General features: G+C 72.0%; 15 protein-coding genes and 2 pseudogenes. 8 read left to right on the top strand and 9 right to left on the bottom strand.

Annotation, left to right across the window (positions count from 1 at the left end; translation table 11 throughout):
* Positions 1-116: 116 nt before the first annotated feature.
* A complete protein-coding gene (locus ACN20G_RS36710; protein ID WP_424217704.1) occupies positions 117-1,187 on the top strand; it encodes an aldo/keto reductase in 1,071 nt (356 codons plus the stop codon).
* Between the two features lie 880 nt (positions 1,188-2,067).
* On the opposite strand, the gene ACN20G_RS36705 is transcribed toward ACN20G_RS36710, so the two are convergent.
* A complete protein-coding gene (locus tag ACN20G_RS36705) occupies positions 2,068-2,268 on the bottom strand; it encodes a hypothetical protein (RefSeq protein ID WP_424217703.1) in 201 nt (66 codons plus the stop codon).
* Between the two features lie 358 nt (positions 2,269-2,626).
* Here ACN20G_RS36705 and lepB point away from each other — a divergent pair, with 358 nt between their 5' ends.
* The 4 genes and pseudogenes from lepB to ACN20G_RS36685 all read left to right on the top strand — a co-directional run bounded on the left by lepB (position 2,627) and on the right by ACN20G_RS36685 (position 5,819).
* Entirely contained in the window at positions 2,627-3,310 is a 684-nt protein-coding gene (lepB, locus tag ACN20G_RS36700) for a signal peptidase I (RefSeq protein WP_424217702.1), read from the top strand.
* A gap of 154 nt (positions 3,311-3,464) precedes the next feature.
* Positions 3,465-3,884 (top strand): annotated as a pseudogene (locus tag ACN20G_RS36695) (LysE family transporter); the annotation flags it as partial.
* Positions 3,885-4,098: 214 nt separating this feature from the next.
* On the top strand, positions 4,099-4,275 hold the full coding sequence (locus ACN20G_RS36690) for a hypothetical protein (protein WP_424217720.1): 177 nt from the start codon (positions 4,099-4,101) through the stop codon (positions 4,273-4,275).
* Positions 4,276-4,307: 32 nt separating this feature from the next.
* Positions 4,308-5,819: a PLP-dependent aminotransferase family protein gene (locus tag ACN20G_RS36685; RefSeq protein ID WP_424217718.1), complete on the top strand. Its 1,512-nt coding sequence runs from the start codon at positions 4,308-4,310 to the stop codon at positions 5,817-5,819.
* Positions 5,820-6,289: 470 nt separating this feature from the next.
* On the opposite strand, the gene ACN20G_RS36680 is transcribed toward ACN20G_RS36685, so the two are convergent.
* On the bottom strand, positions 6,290-6,427 hold the full coding sequence (locus tag ACN20G_RS36680; RefSeq protein WP_424217701.1) for a hypothetical protein: 138 nt from the start codon (positions 6,425-6,427) through the stop codon (positions 6,290-6,292).
* Between the two features lie 2,323 nt (positions 6,428-8,750).
* On the opposite strand from ACN20G_RS36680, the pseudogene ACN20G_RS36675 reads away from it, so the two are divergent.
* Positions 8,751-9,443, top strand: a pseudogene (locus tag ACN20G_RS36675) (transposase family protein).
* On the opposite strand, the gene ACN20G_RS36670 reads toward ACN20G_RS36675, so the two are convergent.
* The 3 genes from ACN20G_RS36670 to ACN20G_RS36660 all read right to left on the bottom strand — a co-directional run bounded on the left by ACN20G_RS36670 (position 9,349) and on the right by ACN20G_RS36660 (position 11,127).
* Positions 9,349-9,630, bottom strand: a complete 282-nt coding sequence (locus ACN20G_RS36670) for a hypothetical protein (RefSeq protein ID WP_424217719.1) — start codon at positions 9,628-9,630, stop codon at positions 9,349-9,351. The pseudogene ACN20G_RS36675 and the gene ACN20G_RS36670 sit on opposite strands and share 95 nt — an antisense overlap.
* Positions 9,603-10,346, bottom strand: a complete 744-nt coding sequence (locus ACN20G_RS36665; protein ID WP_424217700.1) for a hypothetical protein — start codon at positions 10,344-10,346, stop codon at positions 9,603-9,605. Before ACN20G_RS36665 ends, ACN20G_RS36670 begins: the two co-directional genes overlap by 28 nt.
* A gap of 64 nt (positions 10,347-10,410) precedes the next feature.
* Positions 10,411-11,127: a hypothetical protein gene (locus tag ACN20G_RS36660; RefSeq protein ID WP_424217699.1), complete on the bottom strand. Its 717-nt coding sequence runs from the start codon at positions 11,125-11,127 to the stop codon at positions 10,411-10,413.
* 524 nt (positions 11,128-11,651) lie between these two features.
* Between ACN20G_RS36660 and ACN20G_RS36655 the strand changes: the two genes are divergently transcribed.
* Positions 11,652-11,879, top strand: coding sequence for a hypothetical protein (locus ACN20G_RS36655; RefSeq protein ID WP_424217698.1), 228 nt, complete (start codon positions 11,652-11,654; stop codon positions 11,877-11,879).
* Positions 11,869-12,414 carry a C40 family peptidase gene (locus tag ACN20G_RS36650; RefSeq protein WP_424217697.1) on the top strand — a complete coding sequence of 182 codons (546 nt, stop codon included), beginning with the start codon at positions 11,869-11,871 and terminating at the stop codon, positions 12,412-12,414. Before ACN20G_RS36655 ends, ACN20G_RS36650 begins: the two co-directional genes overlap by 11 nt.
* Positions 12,415-12,940: 526 nt before the next feature.
* On the opposite strand, the gene ACN20G_RS36645 is transcribed toward ACN20G_RS36650, so the two are convergent.
* The 4 genes from ACN20G_RS36645 to lpdA all read right to left on the bottom strand — a co-directional run bounded on the left by ACN20G_RS36645 (position 12,941) and on the right by lpdA (position 16,901).
* Complete coding sequence (locus ACN20G_RS36645; RefSeq protein WP_424217696.1) at positions 12,941-13,729, bottom strand: hypothetical protein; 789 nt, start codon at positions 13,727-13,729, stop codon at positions 12,941-12,943.
* A gap of 176 nt (positions 13,730-13,905) precedes the next feature.
* A complete protein-coding gene (locus ACN20G_RS36640) occupies positions 13,906-14,532 on the bottom strand; it encodes an NPCBM/NEW2 domain-containing protein (protein WP_424217695.1) in 627 nt (208 codons plus the stop codon).
* Between the two features lie 408 nt (positions 14,533-14,940).
* Positions 14,941-15,480, bottom strand: a complete 540-nt coding sequence (locus ACN20G_RS36635) for an FABP family protein (protein WP_424217694.1) — start codon at positions 15,478-15,480, stop codon at positions 14,941-14,943.
* Positions 15,481-15,494: 14 nt separating this feature from the next.
* Positions 15,495-16,901: a dihydrolipoyl dehydrogenase gene (lpdA, locus tag ACN20G_RS36630; RefSeq protein WP_424217693.1), complete on the bottom strand. Its 1,407-nt coding sequence runs from the start codon at positions 16,899-16,901 to the stop codon at positions 15,495-15,497.
* Positions 16,902-16,909 lie beyond the last annotated feature (8 nt).

Here is a 16,909-nt window from a genome sequence, read left to right as displayed (position 1 = left end):
ACCGGTCCAACCACCGGGGTGGGACCGGTCTTCCCAGGAATCCTCGTCCCTTACCCCTGGGCCGCCACCGCCACAGACTCGGTCTCGGCAACGCACCACGAGCGCAGGAGGACCTGATGGCACTGACCCTCGACACCTACCGGCTGATGGGCCACTCAGGGCTGCGGGTCTCACCGCTGGCCCTGGGCACGGCGACCTTCGGCACCGAGTGGGGCTGGGGTGCCGAGCGGGCCGAGGCCCGCAAGTTGTTCGATCACTATGTCGGGCTCGGCGGCAACTTCCTCGACACCGCCGACACTTACACCGACGGCAGCTCCGAGCGTCTGCTGGGCGAGTTCGCCCGTGCGACGCGCGAAAGCCTGGTGCTGGCCACCAAGTACTCCACGCTTCGCCGCCCCGGTGACCCCAACTCCGGGGGCGGTCACCGCAAGGCGCTGTTCGGCTCGGTGGAGGGAAGCCTGCGGCGGCTGGGCACCGACTACATCGACCTGCTGTACCTGCACGTCTGGGACTTCCGCACGCCGGTGGAGGAGGTCCTGCGCGGCCTGGACGACCTGGTCCGGCAGGGCAAGGTGCTGTACGTGGCGATCTCCAACACACCCGCCTGGCAGGTGTCCCGGATGCGGGCGATCGCCGATCTGCGCGGCTGGTCGCCACTGGTCGCGCTGCAGCTCGAGTACAGCCTGATCGAACGCACCGCGGAACGCGACCTGATCCCGATGGCCCGCGAACTGGGCCTGGGCGTGGTCCCTTACTCACCCCTGGGCGGCGGGATACTCAGCGGCAAGTACGGCCGGGACGACGCGGCCGAACCGAGCATCGTCGCCGGTGACGGTGACGGTACCCGCAGGGGCCACAACCTCGCCCTGGGCGCGCTCACCGAACGCAACCTGGCCGTGGCCGGGGTCGTCCGGGAGGTCGCCGCCGACCTGGGTCGCACCCCGGCCCAGGTCGCGCTGGCGTGGACCCTGCGCAATCCGGGCGTGGCAACCACGCTGATCGGGGCACGCACCCCGGCCCAGCTCGAGGAGAACCTGGGCGCCCTGGAGGTCGAGTGCACAACCGCCCAGCTGGCCCGTCTGGACACGGCGAGCGCGATCGAGCTCGGTCAGCCACACGACCTGCTCGCGAGCGACCACATGCGCCGGGTGACCACGGGCGGCCTGCGGATCGAGACCCGCCGCTGACGGCCGGCCTCAGCGGCCCCAGCCGCGGGCGAGCCGGAAAGGGTGTGACGGGGTCGATGGTGAACGGGGCGTGGGTGCCGGTGGGGTCCAGCAGACGCAGGACCTGTTCTCCGGGGCTGCCGGGCGTGAGCGGGGCGTGGCCGTTGCCGGCGGGGCCCGAGGCTCGGGCGTTCGCCGACGGCCCGGCCGCGGCCGGCGCGCGCTCTCGCGGACCCGGGTCCGGGCCGTGGCCCGCGCGCGTACCGACCCGGCCCTGCCGCCGCGCACGGGCGGTGCCCGCGACCACGACCCCGGCACGAGACACCAGCGGCGGCCCGGCGACGACGTCGGGAGGCGCGGGACAGTCGGGCGGGCCCGGCCACGGGCGGGACATGTGGGCACGGGGCGGCAAGAGGAAAGGGGGTGCGGGGGAGGAAACCGCCAGGGCCGTCCGGGCGGGCGGAGCCGCCGGGACGGGCAGGGCCACCGGCACTGGCGGAGCCACCGGAACGGGCGGGGCCCGCGGAACGGGCGGGGACGCCGAGACGGGCAGGGCCACCGGGGCAGGCGGAGACGCCGGGACGGGCGGGGACGCCGGGACGGGCGGGCGGGCCGCCGGGGCTGAGTTCGCGGGGGTGGCCAGGGGCGTTGAGGAGGTCCTCGTCCGGGGCCGGTCGGCCGACCCGCACGAGGGCCGGGGCAAGGGGTGTCAAGGCGGCGTGGACCGGGTCGGTGTGCCCTGGGACGACGAGTTGTGTCCGGGGCGGCTCCCCCGGGGCACGTCCTGGGCCCCGGGTTGGCTTCCGGTGGCGGGCTGCCGGCTCGGGTTCGAGCAACGGGACCCCGTGACCCCCGCCCAACGGGTCCGGGGCCCGTTCGGTGGGGGTGTGAACGGGTCAGGTCAGAGGGCGGCGGCCTTGTGTGCCGCCGCGACGGCGAGGAGCAGGGCCAGACCCGCCAGGTAGGACCAGGCCACCACGCGACGGACAGGGAGACGCCAGGGGCTGTCGGGGCCCTGTCCGTCCCGGGTCGGCTTCCGCCGGCGCGAGATGGATCGGGCGGTGTGCGTCGCGACGACCGCCGCCACACCGGCGTCGGCCACGGGTCCACCCGCGTCCACGGTTGCCTGAGGGCTTGGGTGTTCGGGCTGAGTGGCGGGAATGTGGTGTGGTGCATCGACCGAAGGTGTGTGGCCCGGATCGGCAAAGTGGTGCATATCGGTTGAGTTTATGACGCTCTGTCCTGCTTGCCCATCCCCATTTCGGCCCCCTCCGACGCGCGCCCGTCTTGCGGCGGCCATCGGCCACAGCCCACGGGGCACCGCGCGGCCCGCCGGGGGATCGTCGTCTCGGGCCGCGCGGGCGCCGAGCCACATCGACCCGCCCTTAGAAGGAGCTTAGGGATGATTTGTGATGATTCTTGCTCGTTGGGGTCGGTGGAGCGGAGGTGTGAGTGTGGCCATGGGTCGGCGAGCCCGCACGCGCAAGGGGTCCGGAGGCGGACACGGCAGGCGCAGGCGACGGCCCCTGTGGCAGGAGTCGTTGGTCGTGATCGGCGTCGCCCTGGCGATCTCGGTGCTGGTCAAGTCCTTTCTCCTGCAGGTCTTCGTGATCCCGTCGAACTCGATGTGGGACACACTGCGGGTCGGTGACCGGGTGGTCGTCGACAAGCTGACGCCGTGGTTCGGGTCGCAGCCCGAGCGTGGCGAGGTCGTGGTCTTCCACGACCCGTTGAACTGGTTGGCGGCGGAACCCGCCCCGCAACCGGACCTCGTCCACAAGGCCCTCGCCCCGATCGGTCTGCTCCCCTCGGCCGGCGAGAAGGACCTGATCAAACGGACGATCGCCATCGCCGGGGACACGGTCTCCTGCGCGGCGGGCGGGCCGGTCGTCGTCAACGGCAGGGCACTCGACGAGCCGTACCTCTTTCCCGGCAGCTCTCCTTGTGACGACGCCCCCTTCGCGCCGGTGACCGTCCCCGCGGGAAAGATCTGGGTGATGGGCGACCACCGCCAGAACTCACGCGACTCCCGCTACCACGTGAATGACGCCACCCACGGGTTCGTCCCCGTGGACAAGGTCATCGGCCGGGCCGTGGCCGTGGTGTGGCCCATCCCCCACTGGGCGCCCCTGCCGACCCACTGACCTCCACGTGCCCGCACTCGCCGGCCGGTGGAGTCGAGTGCGGCGGGACCGGGTCGGGTGCGAGCGAAGCACGAGCGCACGTCGCGTCAACCTCGTAGTCGACGCGTCGGCGGTCTTGGCGCGGTGAGGTGGGGCTCAGGGGCTCACGACCACGATGGCGCGAGTTGGGGATGTCCGGGGCCTTCGGCACGTGGTGGTCGCCATGGGCGGGGCAGGCCGTTTGGATCTGTGGACCGGGAGTGATTTGGGCCTGTCCCTCGGGCCGAAGAGGTCGGAGGGTGGTGGGTGTCGGGCACCGGGCCGGGGCCGCCCCGTGCCGGTGTGTGACCTCGTCCTTTCGCCCGGCTTCCCCGGGGGACCCTTGAGCACCGCCTGTCTCGTCACCCGCCTGGTCATGGCCGTCACGCCGGGAACCGGCGTGGTCTTCAAGCTCGCCGCCGCCCTCTCCGGTGGGCGCCGGGCGAGCCTCGTGGCAACGTTCGGATGCGCCCTCGGGACTCTTCCGCACCTCGCTGTCTCCGTGGCCGGTCTCGCCGGGCTGCCGCACGCGAGCGTCAGTGCCTTCGAGGTCCTCAAGTACCTGGGCGTCGCCTACCTGCTGTATCCGGCCTGGGGCATGGTCCGTGACCGGGGCGCCTTGACTCCCGCGGCCGGGGCGGCTCCCCGCTGGGCCCTGCGCACCGTCGGCATGGCCGTCACGGAACCTGTCGGACCCCAAACTCACCCTGTTCCTCGTCGCGTTCTTCCTCCCGTTCCTGCCCGCCGGGGCCTCCGACCCGGTACGCCGGATGTTGGTGCTCGGCGCCATCTTCACCGGGGTGACGTTCGTGGTCTTCGCCGCGTACGGACTGTGCGCCGCCGCCGTGCGCCACCGTGTCATCGATCGGCGCGGGGTCGTGACCCGGCTGCGGGCGACGTTCGCGGCGTGCTTCGTGGCCCTGGGCGCTCGGCCGGCCTGGATGTGACCGGGGCCGACGGTGTCGGCAGCATGCTCGGCGTGTCCCTTCTTCCGATCGGTTCCCCGTCGCCCTCCGCGGGTTCGGACTTCCTCCAGCTCGACATCGGCGCGGCGCCCGTCGGTGGCAAGGCGGACCGGCTGACCGCCCGTCTGCGCGAGGCCCTGGCCGACGGCCGGTTGTCGGTGGGCGCGGTGCTGCCGCCGACCCGCGTGCCGGCCGCCGAGTTGAGGGTGTCGCGGGGCGTGGTGACGGAGGCGTACCGGCGGCCGGCCGAGGACGGTCGGGTCGAGGGCGGCCGGCGGCGGGGCACCACCGTCGTCGCACCTCCGCTGCCCGAGCCCCCGACCGCCGGGTCCCGGGGTGTCGACGCGGGCCGGGCGAGGGACGGCGGGCGGGCCGAGCGGACCGCGAGCGGGTACGCGGACGGGGTGGTGGGGCGCCTTCGCGGTCGGGATCCAGGAAGCGGCGGCGCGGGCGAAGGCGCGGGCCTGGACCCCTTCGTGTCGAGCCCCGGGCCCGAGGTGTTCGACCGTCTGCGTCTGCGCACCGCTCGCTCCTCCCACCACGACCACGTGGATCTCACCCGCGGTGTACCCGACCTCGGCGCCTTCCCCCGTGCGGCCTGGCTCCGGCGTGAACGGGAGGTCCTCGCCGAGCTGCCCGCCATCGCCCTCGCCTACGGCGACCAGCGGGGCGTCCCGGGCCTCCGGCGTGTCATCGCCGCCCGGCTTGCCCGTACCCGAGGCGTCCACGCCGATCCGGAGGCCGTCGTGATCGTCTCCGGGGTCGCCCAGGCCCTGGGACTGCTCGCGCCGGTGCTGCGCGTCGACGGCGTCGACGCGGTCGCCGTCGAGTACCCCGGCTCCCTCAGCCTGCGACAGCACCTGCGCCACGCCGGTCTCGCCACCCCGCCCGCCCCCATCCGCGCGGACGGGCCGGACGTAAGCGCGCTGAGGGCGAGTGGCGCGGGCGCCGTCAGCGTCACCCCCGCCCACCACTTCCCGACCGGCGCCGTCATGGCAGGGGAACGTCGTCGTGCCCTGCCGGCCTGGGCGCGCGAAGGCGGGCTCGTGCTGGAGGACGACCACGACGCCGAGCACCGCTACGACCGGCCGCCCGTTCCCGCCCTCCGCGGCCAGGACCCGGAGCGCGTGTGCCACCTGGGTGGTGTCTCCAAGGTGCTCGCACCGGCCCTGCGGATCGGTTGGGTCCTGCCGACGCCACGGCACCACGAGGCGGTGATCGAGGGAAAGCGATTCGCGGACCTCGGCAACGCGACCCTGCCCCAACTCGTCCTCGCCCGACTCATCGAGAGCGGTAACCTCGAACGGCACCAGCGGTCGACCGGGCGCCGGCACAGGAGCCGACGGGACGCCACCGTCGCCGCCCTGGCCGCTCACCTGCCGAAGGCCGTGGTGCACGGGGCGGCTGCGGGACTGCACCTCACGATCACCCTCCCCGCGTCGGAGGTCCGCGAGATCGACCTCGCCGCCGCGGCGATGGGCCGGGGCGTGCCCCCCGGGGCCTGGTCCTCGGCTACGGGGCCGTGACACCGACCGCCATCGGACGAGGGGTGCGCCGCGTCGCACGGGCCTTGGCGGATCTCACCGGCCACTGAGCACCCCCGCGAAAACACCTTCCCGTGCCGGACACCGTCCGGCAGATGGGCACGGCGTTCGCGGTGGCCGCGAACGCCGTGTTCACGTCCGGGCCGACCACGAGCCGGGCCGTGGACCTCGGCCCGCGACCGGACCGACGGGCCCGCACGCAGTTCCTCGGCCGGGGCCTGCGGCACGGTCGGCGTCGCCGTGTCGAGGACCGGGTGGCCGGCATGCCTCATACGGTGGTGGCGCCGTGGGCTCGGTGCCAAAGGAGCGCGGGGTCAGGGTGGAACGGCGGCCCGTGATCGGGTTCGGGGGCCGGGCGGGTGGGCGGGCGGGCGCAGGGCGGTCATCGGCTCGGGGCAGGTGGCCGCCGGCGTCGGGGCACGGGCCGCCGAGCGTCTTGGGGCGCGACAGCCTCAGGCAGGTTGGCAGTAGGCCCAGTCCGGGTCTCCGTCCTGGTGGCAGCCGTCGCCGGCGTAGCTCGTTCCGGCCAGTCCGAACGTGAAGAACCCGCCGATCGCGAGCACGGCGAGGATCTTACGGAGTCTCGACATCGTCACCCCTGTGGCAGCGTTTTGGGCCGCCCCGGAGGAGCGGCCCGGATCGAATGGTCAGCGAAACGCACTGTATGGGCGATCCGTATTCGCCGGGAGAGGCCGTTTCGGCCGAGTCGGTGTTGGCCGAAGTGTGTCGGCCTCATCGGGCGGCCCTCCCTCTCATCGGGCGGCCCTCCCTTCATCACAGGCCGGACGACGATGACCGGCACCCGCGGACGCTGCTCCGCCGCGCCGGGCCTCGACGTCCTGCGCCTCCGTCCGCCTGTGGTCGGCCTGGGTACGGGCGGGCTGTCGAGGTGTTCGTATCGGCGGGCCGCCCCCGCGGGTTCCGGCGCCGTTGGGGGACACACGCTGGGCACCGACACGGGGCTGCTGCGGCCTTCGCCTCGACCGTGACGGCGAGTGCGTCGCCCAGGGGGACTCAGGGAGCGGGTCCGAGGAACGCCGCACGCCGAAGGTCAGCGCGACCGGAAAGGGGCGCCCCGTGCCGGGCCCGCGTGCGACAGACTGAGGGTCGTGGGGAGGGCACACGCGCGTTCTCCTACGAGCGGCCGGTTCGAGGGAAAGAGACCATACACGTCATCGTCGGGGCGGCCGCCAGGGGGTGCGCGGTCCGCGTCCTCGTGACGGACGCCGCACCGGGTGGCGGCGTGCTCGTGGACGGCGAGGGGCGCGGTGCCGCCGTCGACCTGCGCGGGCTCTTCGGCGGTGACCTGTGCGGACGTGCCGTCGTCCGCTCGCGCGCGGTCACCCGGGGCGGGCCCGAGGTCCGGTGGCCAGGGGCACGCCGGCTCCCGTCGCGCGGGTGCACGACCCCGACAGCCCCGGTTCGCAGCGGGTCGTCGCGTACCGGGTGACGGGCGAGCACGTGCCGGTTCTCCGTATCGCCCTCGATCGGCTCGTGGCCGGGGCTTTCCTTCGGCCCTGATCGTTCCCGCGCCCGACCGACCCGCCCCGCCAATGGAGAGGAACCCTTTCCGTGCCGTCCCTGATTGCCCACCTGGCCGCCTACGCCTCCGGAGAGACCGACCGCGAGGAGATGCTCGCCACGGTGGCGTCCTGGCCGATGGAGTAACCCGTGCACGACCCCTGCACACCCTCCCCGTCCACCGGGACGACACCCTCGACGTGCTGGCATCGGCCGTACTGAACGATCAGCTCACCGAGGAGGACTACCAGGAGGTCATGCGCCGCCGTGGCCCGAACTGACCTGTCCGACCGCGGAAAAGGGGGGAGGGAACGTGGAGGTGCTGGACGAGAGGTACCGGGCATCTACAGGATCGCTTCGCCGCCGGTGACCTTGCGATGGGCCCCGTCGACACTCGTGGGCTGCGCACCGCCGGCGGCGCGTGGTCGGCGGGCCGGATGCGAATGCACCAGGGCATCCCGGAGGAGACGAAGGCCGCCTGCGCAGGCCTGCCCCGCGGGGGGCGCGGTGCTGCTGACCGCCGGCCCGCCCGGCGCCGGCAAGGGCACCGCGCTCACGCTGCTGCGCGCCTGGCAGGGCGACGGGACCGAGTTGGGCCGGGCCCTGCGGCCTGCGCCTCACGCCGGCCGAGTTCGCGCCCCTCGTCCACCGCGAGAGCGCCTTTCCGCGCGACACCTTCGAGCAGTGGGCGCGGGTACAGGGCTTCACTCTGCTGTACGACGGCACCATGACGGACTACGGGTGGACGGCCCGCACAGGGAGCGGACGCCTACGGCGGGAGGATCGCCCCCGAGTCCCTGATCCGCGCCCTGTACCCGGATCCGCACGGGCCTCGCTCTCGCACACCGCAGCGCCGAGTCCGGGATCCGGGATCCGGGCGGGAACAGCCGCAGCCCGGAGTGAGTCCAAGGGCCCACCGGCAAAGCCGCCCGGGGCCGGGAAACACGCCGTGTCCGAGCAGCCGCCCCCACCTGCGTCGGCCCGGGCCGGAGACGGCTCCGGGCCCGGGGCCGCGGCGTGTGTGAAGTCCCCTCCCCTCGCGGGACGTCAACGGCGCTGTGCCGGTCGGGGAGGATCTCGCGGTCGCAGCCGACGAGCGATCGACTTGTGCCCCGCACGGTCGAGAATCCGGGTGCGGCGCTCGGAGGCGGCGAGGGCGAGGCGGCATACCGCGTGGACCACGTGTCTGGGCGCGGGGGTTGGGTTGGTGGGTACCGTGAGCTTGTTCAGAGTGGTCTCTGGTCGGGTGACGCCGCGATCTGACGCAACGAGTGAGGCCCTCGGGTTGTCGAGCGGGATGTCTGACGTCCGCTGCTCTGCAACCCGGGGGCCTCGTGGCTTGCGTATCGTGCCGTGCTCGACCTGCCTCACGCCCTGGTCGAGTGGGTGACCATGCTCATCGTCGCCCGCGAGGGTGACCGTCGCTGCAAGCTTCCTCCGTCCCAGCACGCGATCGTCGCACTGACGTACCTGCGGAAAACGAGATGCTGCGGCAGATCGCGGCCGCGTTCGGCATCAGCTCGGCCACCGCCCACGCCTACGTCCACACGGTCATCGGCCACCTCTCCCGCCGTGCTCCGGGGCTGACCGCTGCCCTGCCACCGGCCTCCGCCCGACATGTACTGCTCGATGGGACCCTCCGTCGAATGCGCCCGGACCGGTGACGGACGGGCCGACTACTCCGGCAAGCACCAGCGGCACGGAGTGACCTACAGGTGGTCTCCGGTCCCGACGGGCGACTGCTCTGGATCTCCCCCTCCCTGCCCGGCCGGACCCACGACCTGACGTCCGCCCGGCGGTACCGCGTCATCACCACCTGCGTCCGACTCGGCATCCCGGTCATGGCCGACCGCGCCTAACAAGGCGCCGGCGATATCGTCGCCGTCCCCCACAAACGCCGCCCCCGCAAGGAACTCTCCCTCAAACAGAAGTCCGTCAACCGGGGCCCACTCCAGGCTGCGATGACCAGTCGAGAGAAGCATCGCCGGCATCAAGACCTGGCGGATCCTCGGCAAAGCACGCTGCCGCCCCACTGCCATGACCAAGATCGCCAAAACCATCCTGACCTTGGAAACCCGCCGCTGAACAAGCTCAGCGTCGCCCAGTTCATCACCGAGCCGACCTTGCACGTCCTCTCGACGATGTTGCCGAAGATGCCGTCCGCCGCCCGCGCGGGCGGCGGTGTGGCCACCGAGATCCCGAACAGCGCTGCCAACACCAGCAGGACGGCCACGAAGCGGCGTTTCACGATGCGCTCCGGATCGCGGTCCATCCACCGTCGTTGAATGCTTTGTCCCCCACGGCCACGATCGGCGGTTCGGCTCGTCCTTCGACGGCCTGGGTGGCTTCGGCGGTTGTCATCAGGCCGATCTTCCAGTCGTCCGACTCCCACCGCGCGCCCGAGATGGTGAGCCGGTAGGACGCGACCTCCTGCTCCAACTCGCCGTTCTTCTGCACGACCCGCGACAACAACCACGCGCTGACCTCGGTGTCCGACTGCTTGATGATCTTGTAGCCGACGACGGTCGCATGGACGTAGGCTCCCGGCGGCAGCGGGGATCCTTGGGCCACACCCATCTCCTTGGCCAGGTCCCTGTCGAGCGCCGCGGCCTGTTCCTCGGTCTTCCGCAGGTTCTCCGGAGTCCGGTACGCCTTCTCCATATAGGACTCGAAGTGCTCGCGCTGCTCGACCCGCGCCGATCGTGTTCCCTCGATGCGGCTGGAGTTGGGCGGCAGCATCGACGCCACGGCGCCCTCGGTGGTCCTGGGGAAGCCCACCGGGTTCTTGTGGTCGTCGGTGCGGGATCCCGGCGGCAGCGCGGTCCACCGCTGCGGTTCGGTCCACTCGCGGGGTCGGGAGTAGGAAGGCGCCGGCGAGGCCGGCGGGGTGGGCGCCGTCACCCCGGGGGTCGCGGCGGACGGCGGGGTCCGTTCGTTGTCGTCGTCGCCACTGGTGATCGAGTAGGCCGTGAGCACGAGAACCGTCACGACCGCGGCGCCCGCTGCCCACAAGGTTTTCGAGCCTTTCGCCCCCCTTTTGTTCGCCATGTCGTCAGCTCGCCACGGCGTTGAGGATGGCGATCAGGGGGCTGGAGATCAGGATCGCGAAGAGTCCACCGCCCATCCACTTGAAGGGCTCCGAACCGCCGCCGCCGCGGGACTTGTCGGACACGGCCGGCTTGTAGACGCCGAAGGCGACGCCACCGGCACCGGCCAGGACCAGCAGCCACAGCCCCCACCCGAAGATGTTCTTGACGACGCTCTCCATCTCCGGGATCTTCGTCGGGCTCGCCGGGGGAATCAGGTCGCCCTCCTTCTTCGCGAGGACGGAGTCCGCGAGGAGCTGGGCGGGCACGGCCAGGCGTTCCAGGGCCATCGGTCGGTTCTTCCTTTCGAGGAGTTCGCGGCGCAGGTTCTCGGCGGCGCGCTGGACGTCCTTGTACTCCAGGGCCTCTCGCGGGCTCCGGACCACGCGCAGGACGGGGAGGTAGGGCACCTTCGCGACGCCGATCAGGCGTTCTGCCAGGGCGCGGATCAGGTAGCGGGCGTGCTGGGCGGGGCGGGTGGGGGCGTCGGCGACCAGGACGAGCCAGGGGGGCGCGGGGGCCTTCCACTCCAGGAGGGTCTCGGCGACGCGGGTCATGCCGTAGACGGTGGTGTCGGTGATCAGGACGGGGACGGCGCCGTCGGGGACGGGTTCGTCGGCGGCCAGGACCCGGACCGGTGGGGCGTCCTCGCCCACGCTGATCATCGCCTTCACGGTCGCCACTGCAATGCCGTGTCCGTTCAGGGGAATCAACGCGATTTCGCGTTGCTCAAGCTTCTTGCCGACATTCGACGCCGACGTCAACAGGCGTGTGGGCATGACGAAACTCCCCCCGTTCCGTGGATTCGAACCGTCGCGGCGGTTCGCGACGGCGAGAGTAACCCGATGCCCCGACAAAGCTGGGTGGGGTTTTCGTGCGGGTCGACCCCGAGGTCAGGGTGCCCCTCTACAACCGGACGAGAATGCCGGCATTCCCTCGGGAAGCGTGGGTGATTTTCGGACAGAGTCCGAATGGATATCGCTGGATTGGCCTGCCGGCGACGGCTGTACCCTTCACGATCATCGCCCCCACCCTGTAAGTCTCGCACGAGTCCCCGCCCGCAGACCGCATCCCCCCCCCGGACGCACAGCGCAGCGTTTGCCGAGCGAAGGACGCCCGGCACGGACCCTGATCCAGAGCTTACGCGGGCGTGATCCACAAACGCGAGCACCCCTTAAGGAAGGAATCCAACCGTGATCAACGGTTCGTGACCAGACAGCTCGGAACGCGCAGAACGGACAGTGCAGGAAAAAGAGTTGTCGCGGGGGGATTCTTCATGAAGGTGATTTTCAGGGCGCTCTGCCTCACACTCTTGGCGCCCTTGGTCGTGCTGGGAATCGTCGTGATCGGGATCAGCAACAACGCGTTCGGATTCGGCAGGGCCGGGGATGGCGGGCTGAAAGGGTGCCCGACGAAATTCGGCCATGGCTTCTGAAATCGTCCGCGTCCTGCCCGCAGCATCCCGAGATGTCGCCGGCCCTGCCGGCCAGTCAGTTAACGCTGGGTGGGACGCCGTCCGCCGCTACCGGGGCGTGCCGCCGGAGAGTTTCGCGGGCGGCGAGACGTACGGCTACGTCAAGGAGATCCGCGCCAACATCACGATGTTCGAGGACGCCGCCGCCGGCGTGGGTGGGCGGGGCAGTCGGGCCGAGGCCGTGCGCAAGGCCATGGGCGTGCTGGGCACCCCGTACTCGTGGGGTGGTGGGGGTCCCAACGGGCCCTCCCGGGGCTTCTGCGACGGGGGGTCCGGCTATCTGAACGGGGTGTGCGTGGCGGCCACGACCGTGGGCTTCGACTGCTCGGGCCTGACCGGCTATGCCTTCCACCCGACCGTCAAACTCCCCCGCACGGCCGGTGAGCAGTACCGCACCACCTCGGACCATCCCGTGTCGAAGAACAACTACGAGGTCGGCGACCTGCTGTTCTGGGCGCGTGGCGGGTCCGGCGACATCTACCACGTGGGTCTCTGACACCGGCGACGCGGCGCGCCGGCCCCGAGAAGAGAGGGGTGTGTCGCGGACCGATCGTCGGTTCGCGGCACACCCCCCGGTCACCGGCCGGACGTTCGCCGGAGGTGGTGGTCAGCGGGTGCGCCCCGGCCTCTTCGGCGCTTCGGTCTGACGGTGTGCCGGCGCGGCCGCCTCGGTCCGGGGTGTGGTGCCCGCGCGCTTACGGCGGGCTCTGGCAGGGCCCGAGGAGATCGACCTGGCCGCGTCCCCGCTCACCCTCGGCGTCGCGGCCGGCCGTGCCCCGGCAGGCGTGGTCAACGCCCCGACCGCCGCCCGCACGAGGCGCTGCTCGGTCCTCCCCCGGTCGTGCTGCCAGGTGGAGTCCTTCGGCAGGTGCTCCAGGTGCGCGGCGAGCGGTTGTCCCCTGTCCTCGACCCGGGCCATCCGCGCGGCCAGTACCGGGAGTTCACCAACGTATCCGCGTGCCCCTCCGCCCCCGGCAGGGCCCGGCGGGCCATCTCCTCGAACCGGCTGTTCTCCGCCGGGCCTATCGCGAGTTGCCGCAGGGCGCGGGCACGGTCGCCGAGGTCGAGGTCCCCTTGGGGACGTCGAGGCCCTGCGTGAGGGGTCCCCAGGCGCGGCGGGCGTCCTCGCTCGGCGACACGATCTCGCCCGAGGACGACGCGCGGGCGACGCCGGCGGCCTCCTCGTAGGCGGCGGCCAGGACCTGCTTGACGTCGGCACCCTGCTCCCGGAGCCGGGACATGGCCGCCGTGATGTCCGGCCACTGCGGCGAGGACAGGATCGCCTCGCGCACCGGGCCGGCCGGCATCGCCTCCCGGACCGTGCTCGTCCACCACTCCCCCGCCGCCGCGCCCCGGCCGTCAGCTTCCTCGCGGAGGTGGTCGGGGACCTGGGTGCGGACGCTCACGGCGATGTCGCCGAGCCTCGGCAGCAGCGCGTCCACGTCCACACCAGACCGCCCGAGCTCGACGAGTTGCCCGGCCGTCGTCGGCCAATCCGCGTCCGAGAGCAACGCGTCCGTCAGGCCCTCCGGCAGCACCTCGCGGACCTTCCTCCGCACTGCCGCCCGATCCGCCTCGTCGTCCGGCCCATCGCCGTCGGGCTCTTCCGCGCCAGCCCGTTCCCTTTCCTCGACGGCCTTGCGGTGCGTCGTGTCGGCCATGGCCATACACAGCCTGAACGCCTTCACGGCCGCCTTCGCCGCCTCGGCGGCCTCCTTGGCCGCCTCCTCGAACGCCTGTCCCGGTGCCTGCGCCTGCTCCTCGGGGGTCGATACCCCGATCTCCTCCCCCTGGATCGTCCGACCCGCCACGGGCCTCGCCTCGGCCCACTTTCCGCTTCACCTTGGGCAACCGCCCGCCCGAGCGCCAGGGCCGGTCGGTCGTCGGGGATGCCGACGGATGCCCACGCGGCTTCCGCCCCCATCCGGCGGAAGCATCCGTGCCGCGTGGGCGTCCTCCCGGGGATCGGAGGGGTGTCCGCAGGGGGCTACGCCTTCGGTGTCAGGACCGGGTCGATCCAGACTCCGGCGCCGGAGGACGTACTGGCGTAGCAGTCTCCGGCCTTCAGCGTCAGCCGGTAGGCTCCGCGGACATCCACGGTCACCGGCGTCACCGTCTCCCCGGCGCGCTTCTTGCCCACCTCGACGGATTTGCCGTCCACCGCGACCTCGAAGGTGAAGTTCATGCGGGAGCCAGCGTCGTCCGTCGCCCCGATGCGCGCGACGAAGGACTCGTACTTGCGGTCCAGCTGCCATGTGCTCTCGGCGCACAAGGAGCTGAGGGTGGTCGGATACTCCTCCAGGTTCACCTTCTTCGGTCCGGTCGAGAAGGAGTCGAAACTCGTCTCGATCGGAGCCAGCCCCACCAAGGAAACCGTGGGCCCGGCCGGCGGTGTGAAGACCGGAGCACTGGGAGCGGGGGGCTTTGGGGAATCGGACGGGGCGCCCGAGCCGATCGGAGGACCGGGCGCCGGCGCGGTGACCGTGACGGTGACCGTCGGGACCACCACCGGAGCCCCTGTCCTGGCTGTCGGGGAGTTGAACACCGCCGGCAGGCCGAAGAATCCGAGCACCACGCCCAGAACGGCGGCCAGGGCCGAGACCAGTGCGGCCACCTCACCCAGTCGGCGCCCGGGTCCCGCGGCCGGGCCCGTGGGCCCCGCCGGCGGGGCGTGCGGCGGCGGCGGTGGGGGTGGGGGTGTGCGCCCCGTACCGTCCGAACTCGATGTCATGTCGTCTGCCATGCCCCTTACCCCGCCGCTGCCGGTATCCGAGGTGTTCATGATGCACGGGCGAATCGGAGCGGGACACGGGAACGGCGCACTCCGCCCAGGCCCACCGGGGGCCCTCGGTCGGGCTCCGAGTCATCGCGTATCACGGCCGACCGGGGCCACCCTGTCCGCCGACTTGACTGCACAGCACGACACATCGGGTGCTCACCGGGCTGCTGTGCCGGTGCCTGTGGGCTGAGCGCGAGAACGGTTGCGGGTGCTCGCGCGTGTCGGTCCTCGGCGGTGGGTGGGTCAGGGTGGGGGGGTTTGGGGGTGGTGCAGGGTGGTGGTGAGGTGGCGGGTGAGGGGGTGGCCCACGGCTGCCAGGTCCGTGGTGTGGCGGAGTCGGCCGTCGGGGTCGATGGCGTACTCGCGCCGGGCCTCGGTCACCTCCTTGGCCAGGGGGGTGCCCATGACCTGGGTGCTGGTGAGGCGCAGGACGCCGCCGGCGACGCGGCCGGTGTGGATCTCGGCGATGCCGGTGGGCTGGCCGATCAGGGCTTCCGTGTAGCCGTCGGGTCCGACCCGGATCCAACCGTTCTCGCGTCCGGAGGGGCGTCGGCCGCCGTCGGGGTCGACGAGCCAGGCCCGGGCCTCGTAGTGGAGGAACGGGCGGCCGTCGTGCTCGAAGGTCATCTCCTGTTCGAAGGCGAAGCCCTCGTCCAGGGTGGGGTAGTGGCCCTCGCCCGTTCCGGTCCAGACGCCGAGGAAGGGCAGGACGGGGGTCAGCCACGGGTGTGGGTCGGGGGCCGGGGCGGGTGGATGCTCTCGCGTTCTGCTGTCCGTGCTCACGTCGGGCCCCTTCCCTACATGTTGATCATGTGGCCGGCGAGTCCGTGCACCGCTTCCTTGACCGCCTCGCCCAGGGTCGGGTGGGCGTGCACGTTGCGGGCGACCTCGTGCACGGTGAGGTCCCACTGCTGGGCCAGGGTCAACTCGGGGAGGAGTTCGGTCACTTCCGGGCCGATCATGTGGGCCCCGAGCAGTTCCCCGTGGCGGGCGTCGCTGATCACCTTCACGAATCCGCCGGGCTCGCCCAGGCCGTGGGCCTTGCCGTTGGCGGTGAACGGGAAGGTCGCCACGCGCACGTCGAAGCCGGCCTCGCGGGCCTGGGCCTCCGTGTGGCCGAAGCTCGCGATCTGCGGCTGACAGTAGGTGGCGCGGGGGATCATGCGGAAGTCGATCTCCATCGTCTCCACCTCGGCGATGGTCTCCAGCGCCACGATGGCCATCGTCTCGGCCGCGTGCGCGAGCATCAGCAGGCCGGTGACGTCGCCGATCGCGAAGATGTGCGGCACGGAGGTACGCCCCCGGCCGTCGACCTCCACGGCGCCCCGGTCGGTGAGACGGACACCGGTCGTGTCCAGGCCGTATCCGGTGGTCCGGGGGGCGAAGCCGACGGCCTGGAGGACCTTGTCCGTCTCCAGCACCGTGCGCTCGCCGCCGCGCTCGACGGTGACGCGCACGGGTCGGGACGGGTCGGAGTCGTCGATCGAATCGACCCGGGTGGAGGTGAGGATCTCGATGCCGAGCTTGCGGTAGCGCTTGGCGAGTTCCTTCGAGACGTCGGCGTCCTCGGCGGGCACCACCCGGTCCGCGAACTCGACGATGGTCACCTTGACCCCGTAGTTGTGCAGGACGTAGGCGAACTCGACGCCGATGGCGCCGGCGCCGGCGATGACGATGCTCCCGGGGAGGTCCTCGGTGAGGATCTGCTCCTCGTAGGTGACGACCCGGTCGCTGAGGCTCGTGCCGGGCAGCAGCTTGGTGGTGGCGCCCGCGGCGATGACGCAGTGTCCGAAGGTGATCGTGCGGTCGGGGCCGTCGGGGGTGGACACCCGGAGGGTGTGGGCGTCGGTGAAGGTGCCCCGGCCGTCGATCTCGGTGATCTTGTTCTTGCGCATGAGGTAGTGGACGCCGGCGACCCGGCCGTCGGCCACCTTGCGGCTGCGCTTGAAGGCGGCGCCGAAGTCCAGGGAGACGGGGGAGTCCGATCGGATCCCGTAGGTCTCGGCCTGCTCGGTGATGATGTGCGCCAGTTCCGCGTTGCGCAGCAGCGCCTTGGAGGGGATGCAGCCCACGTTGAGGCACACCCCGCCCCAGTACTTCTCCTCGATGACCGCGGTCGAGAACCCGAGTTGCGCGGAACGGACCGCGGCGGTGTAGCCGCCGGGGCCGGCGCCGAGGACGACGACGTCGTAGTGCTCAGTCATGGCAACAC

Source organism: Streptomyces dryopteridis (genome assembly GCF_049606955.1).
GTDB lineage: Bacteria > Actinomycetota > Actinomycetes > Streptomycetales > Streptomycetaceae > Streptomyces.
The sequence above is the reverse complement of the archived record's forward strand: the minus strand, read 5'-3'. Positions and strand labels throughout refer to the sequence as shown.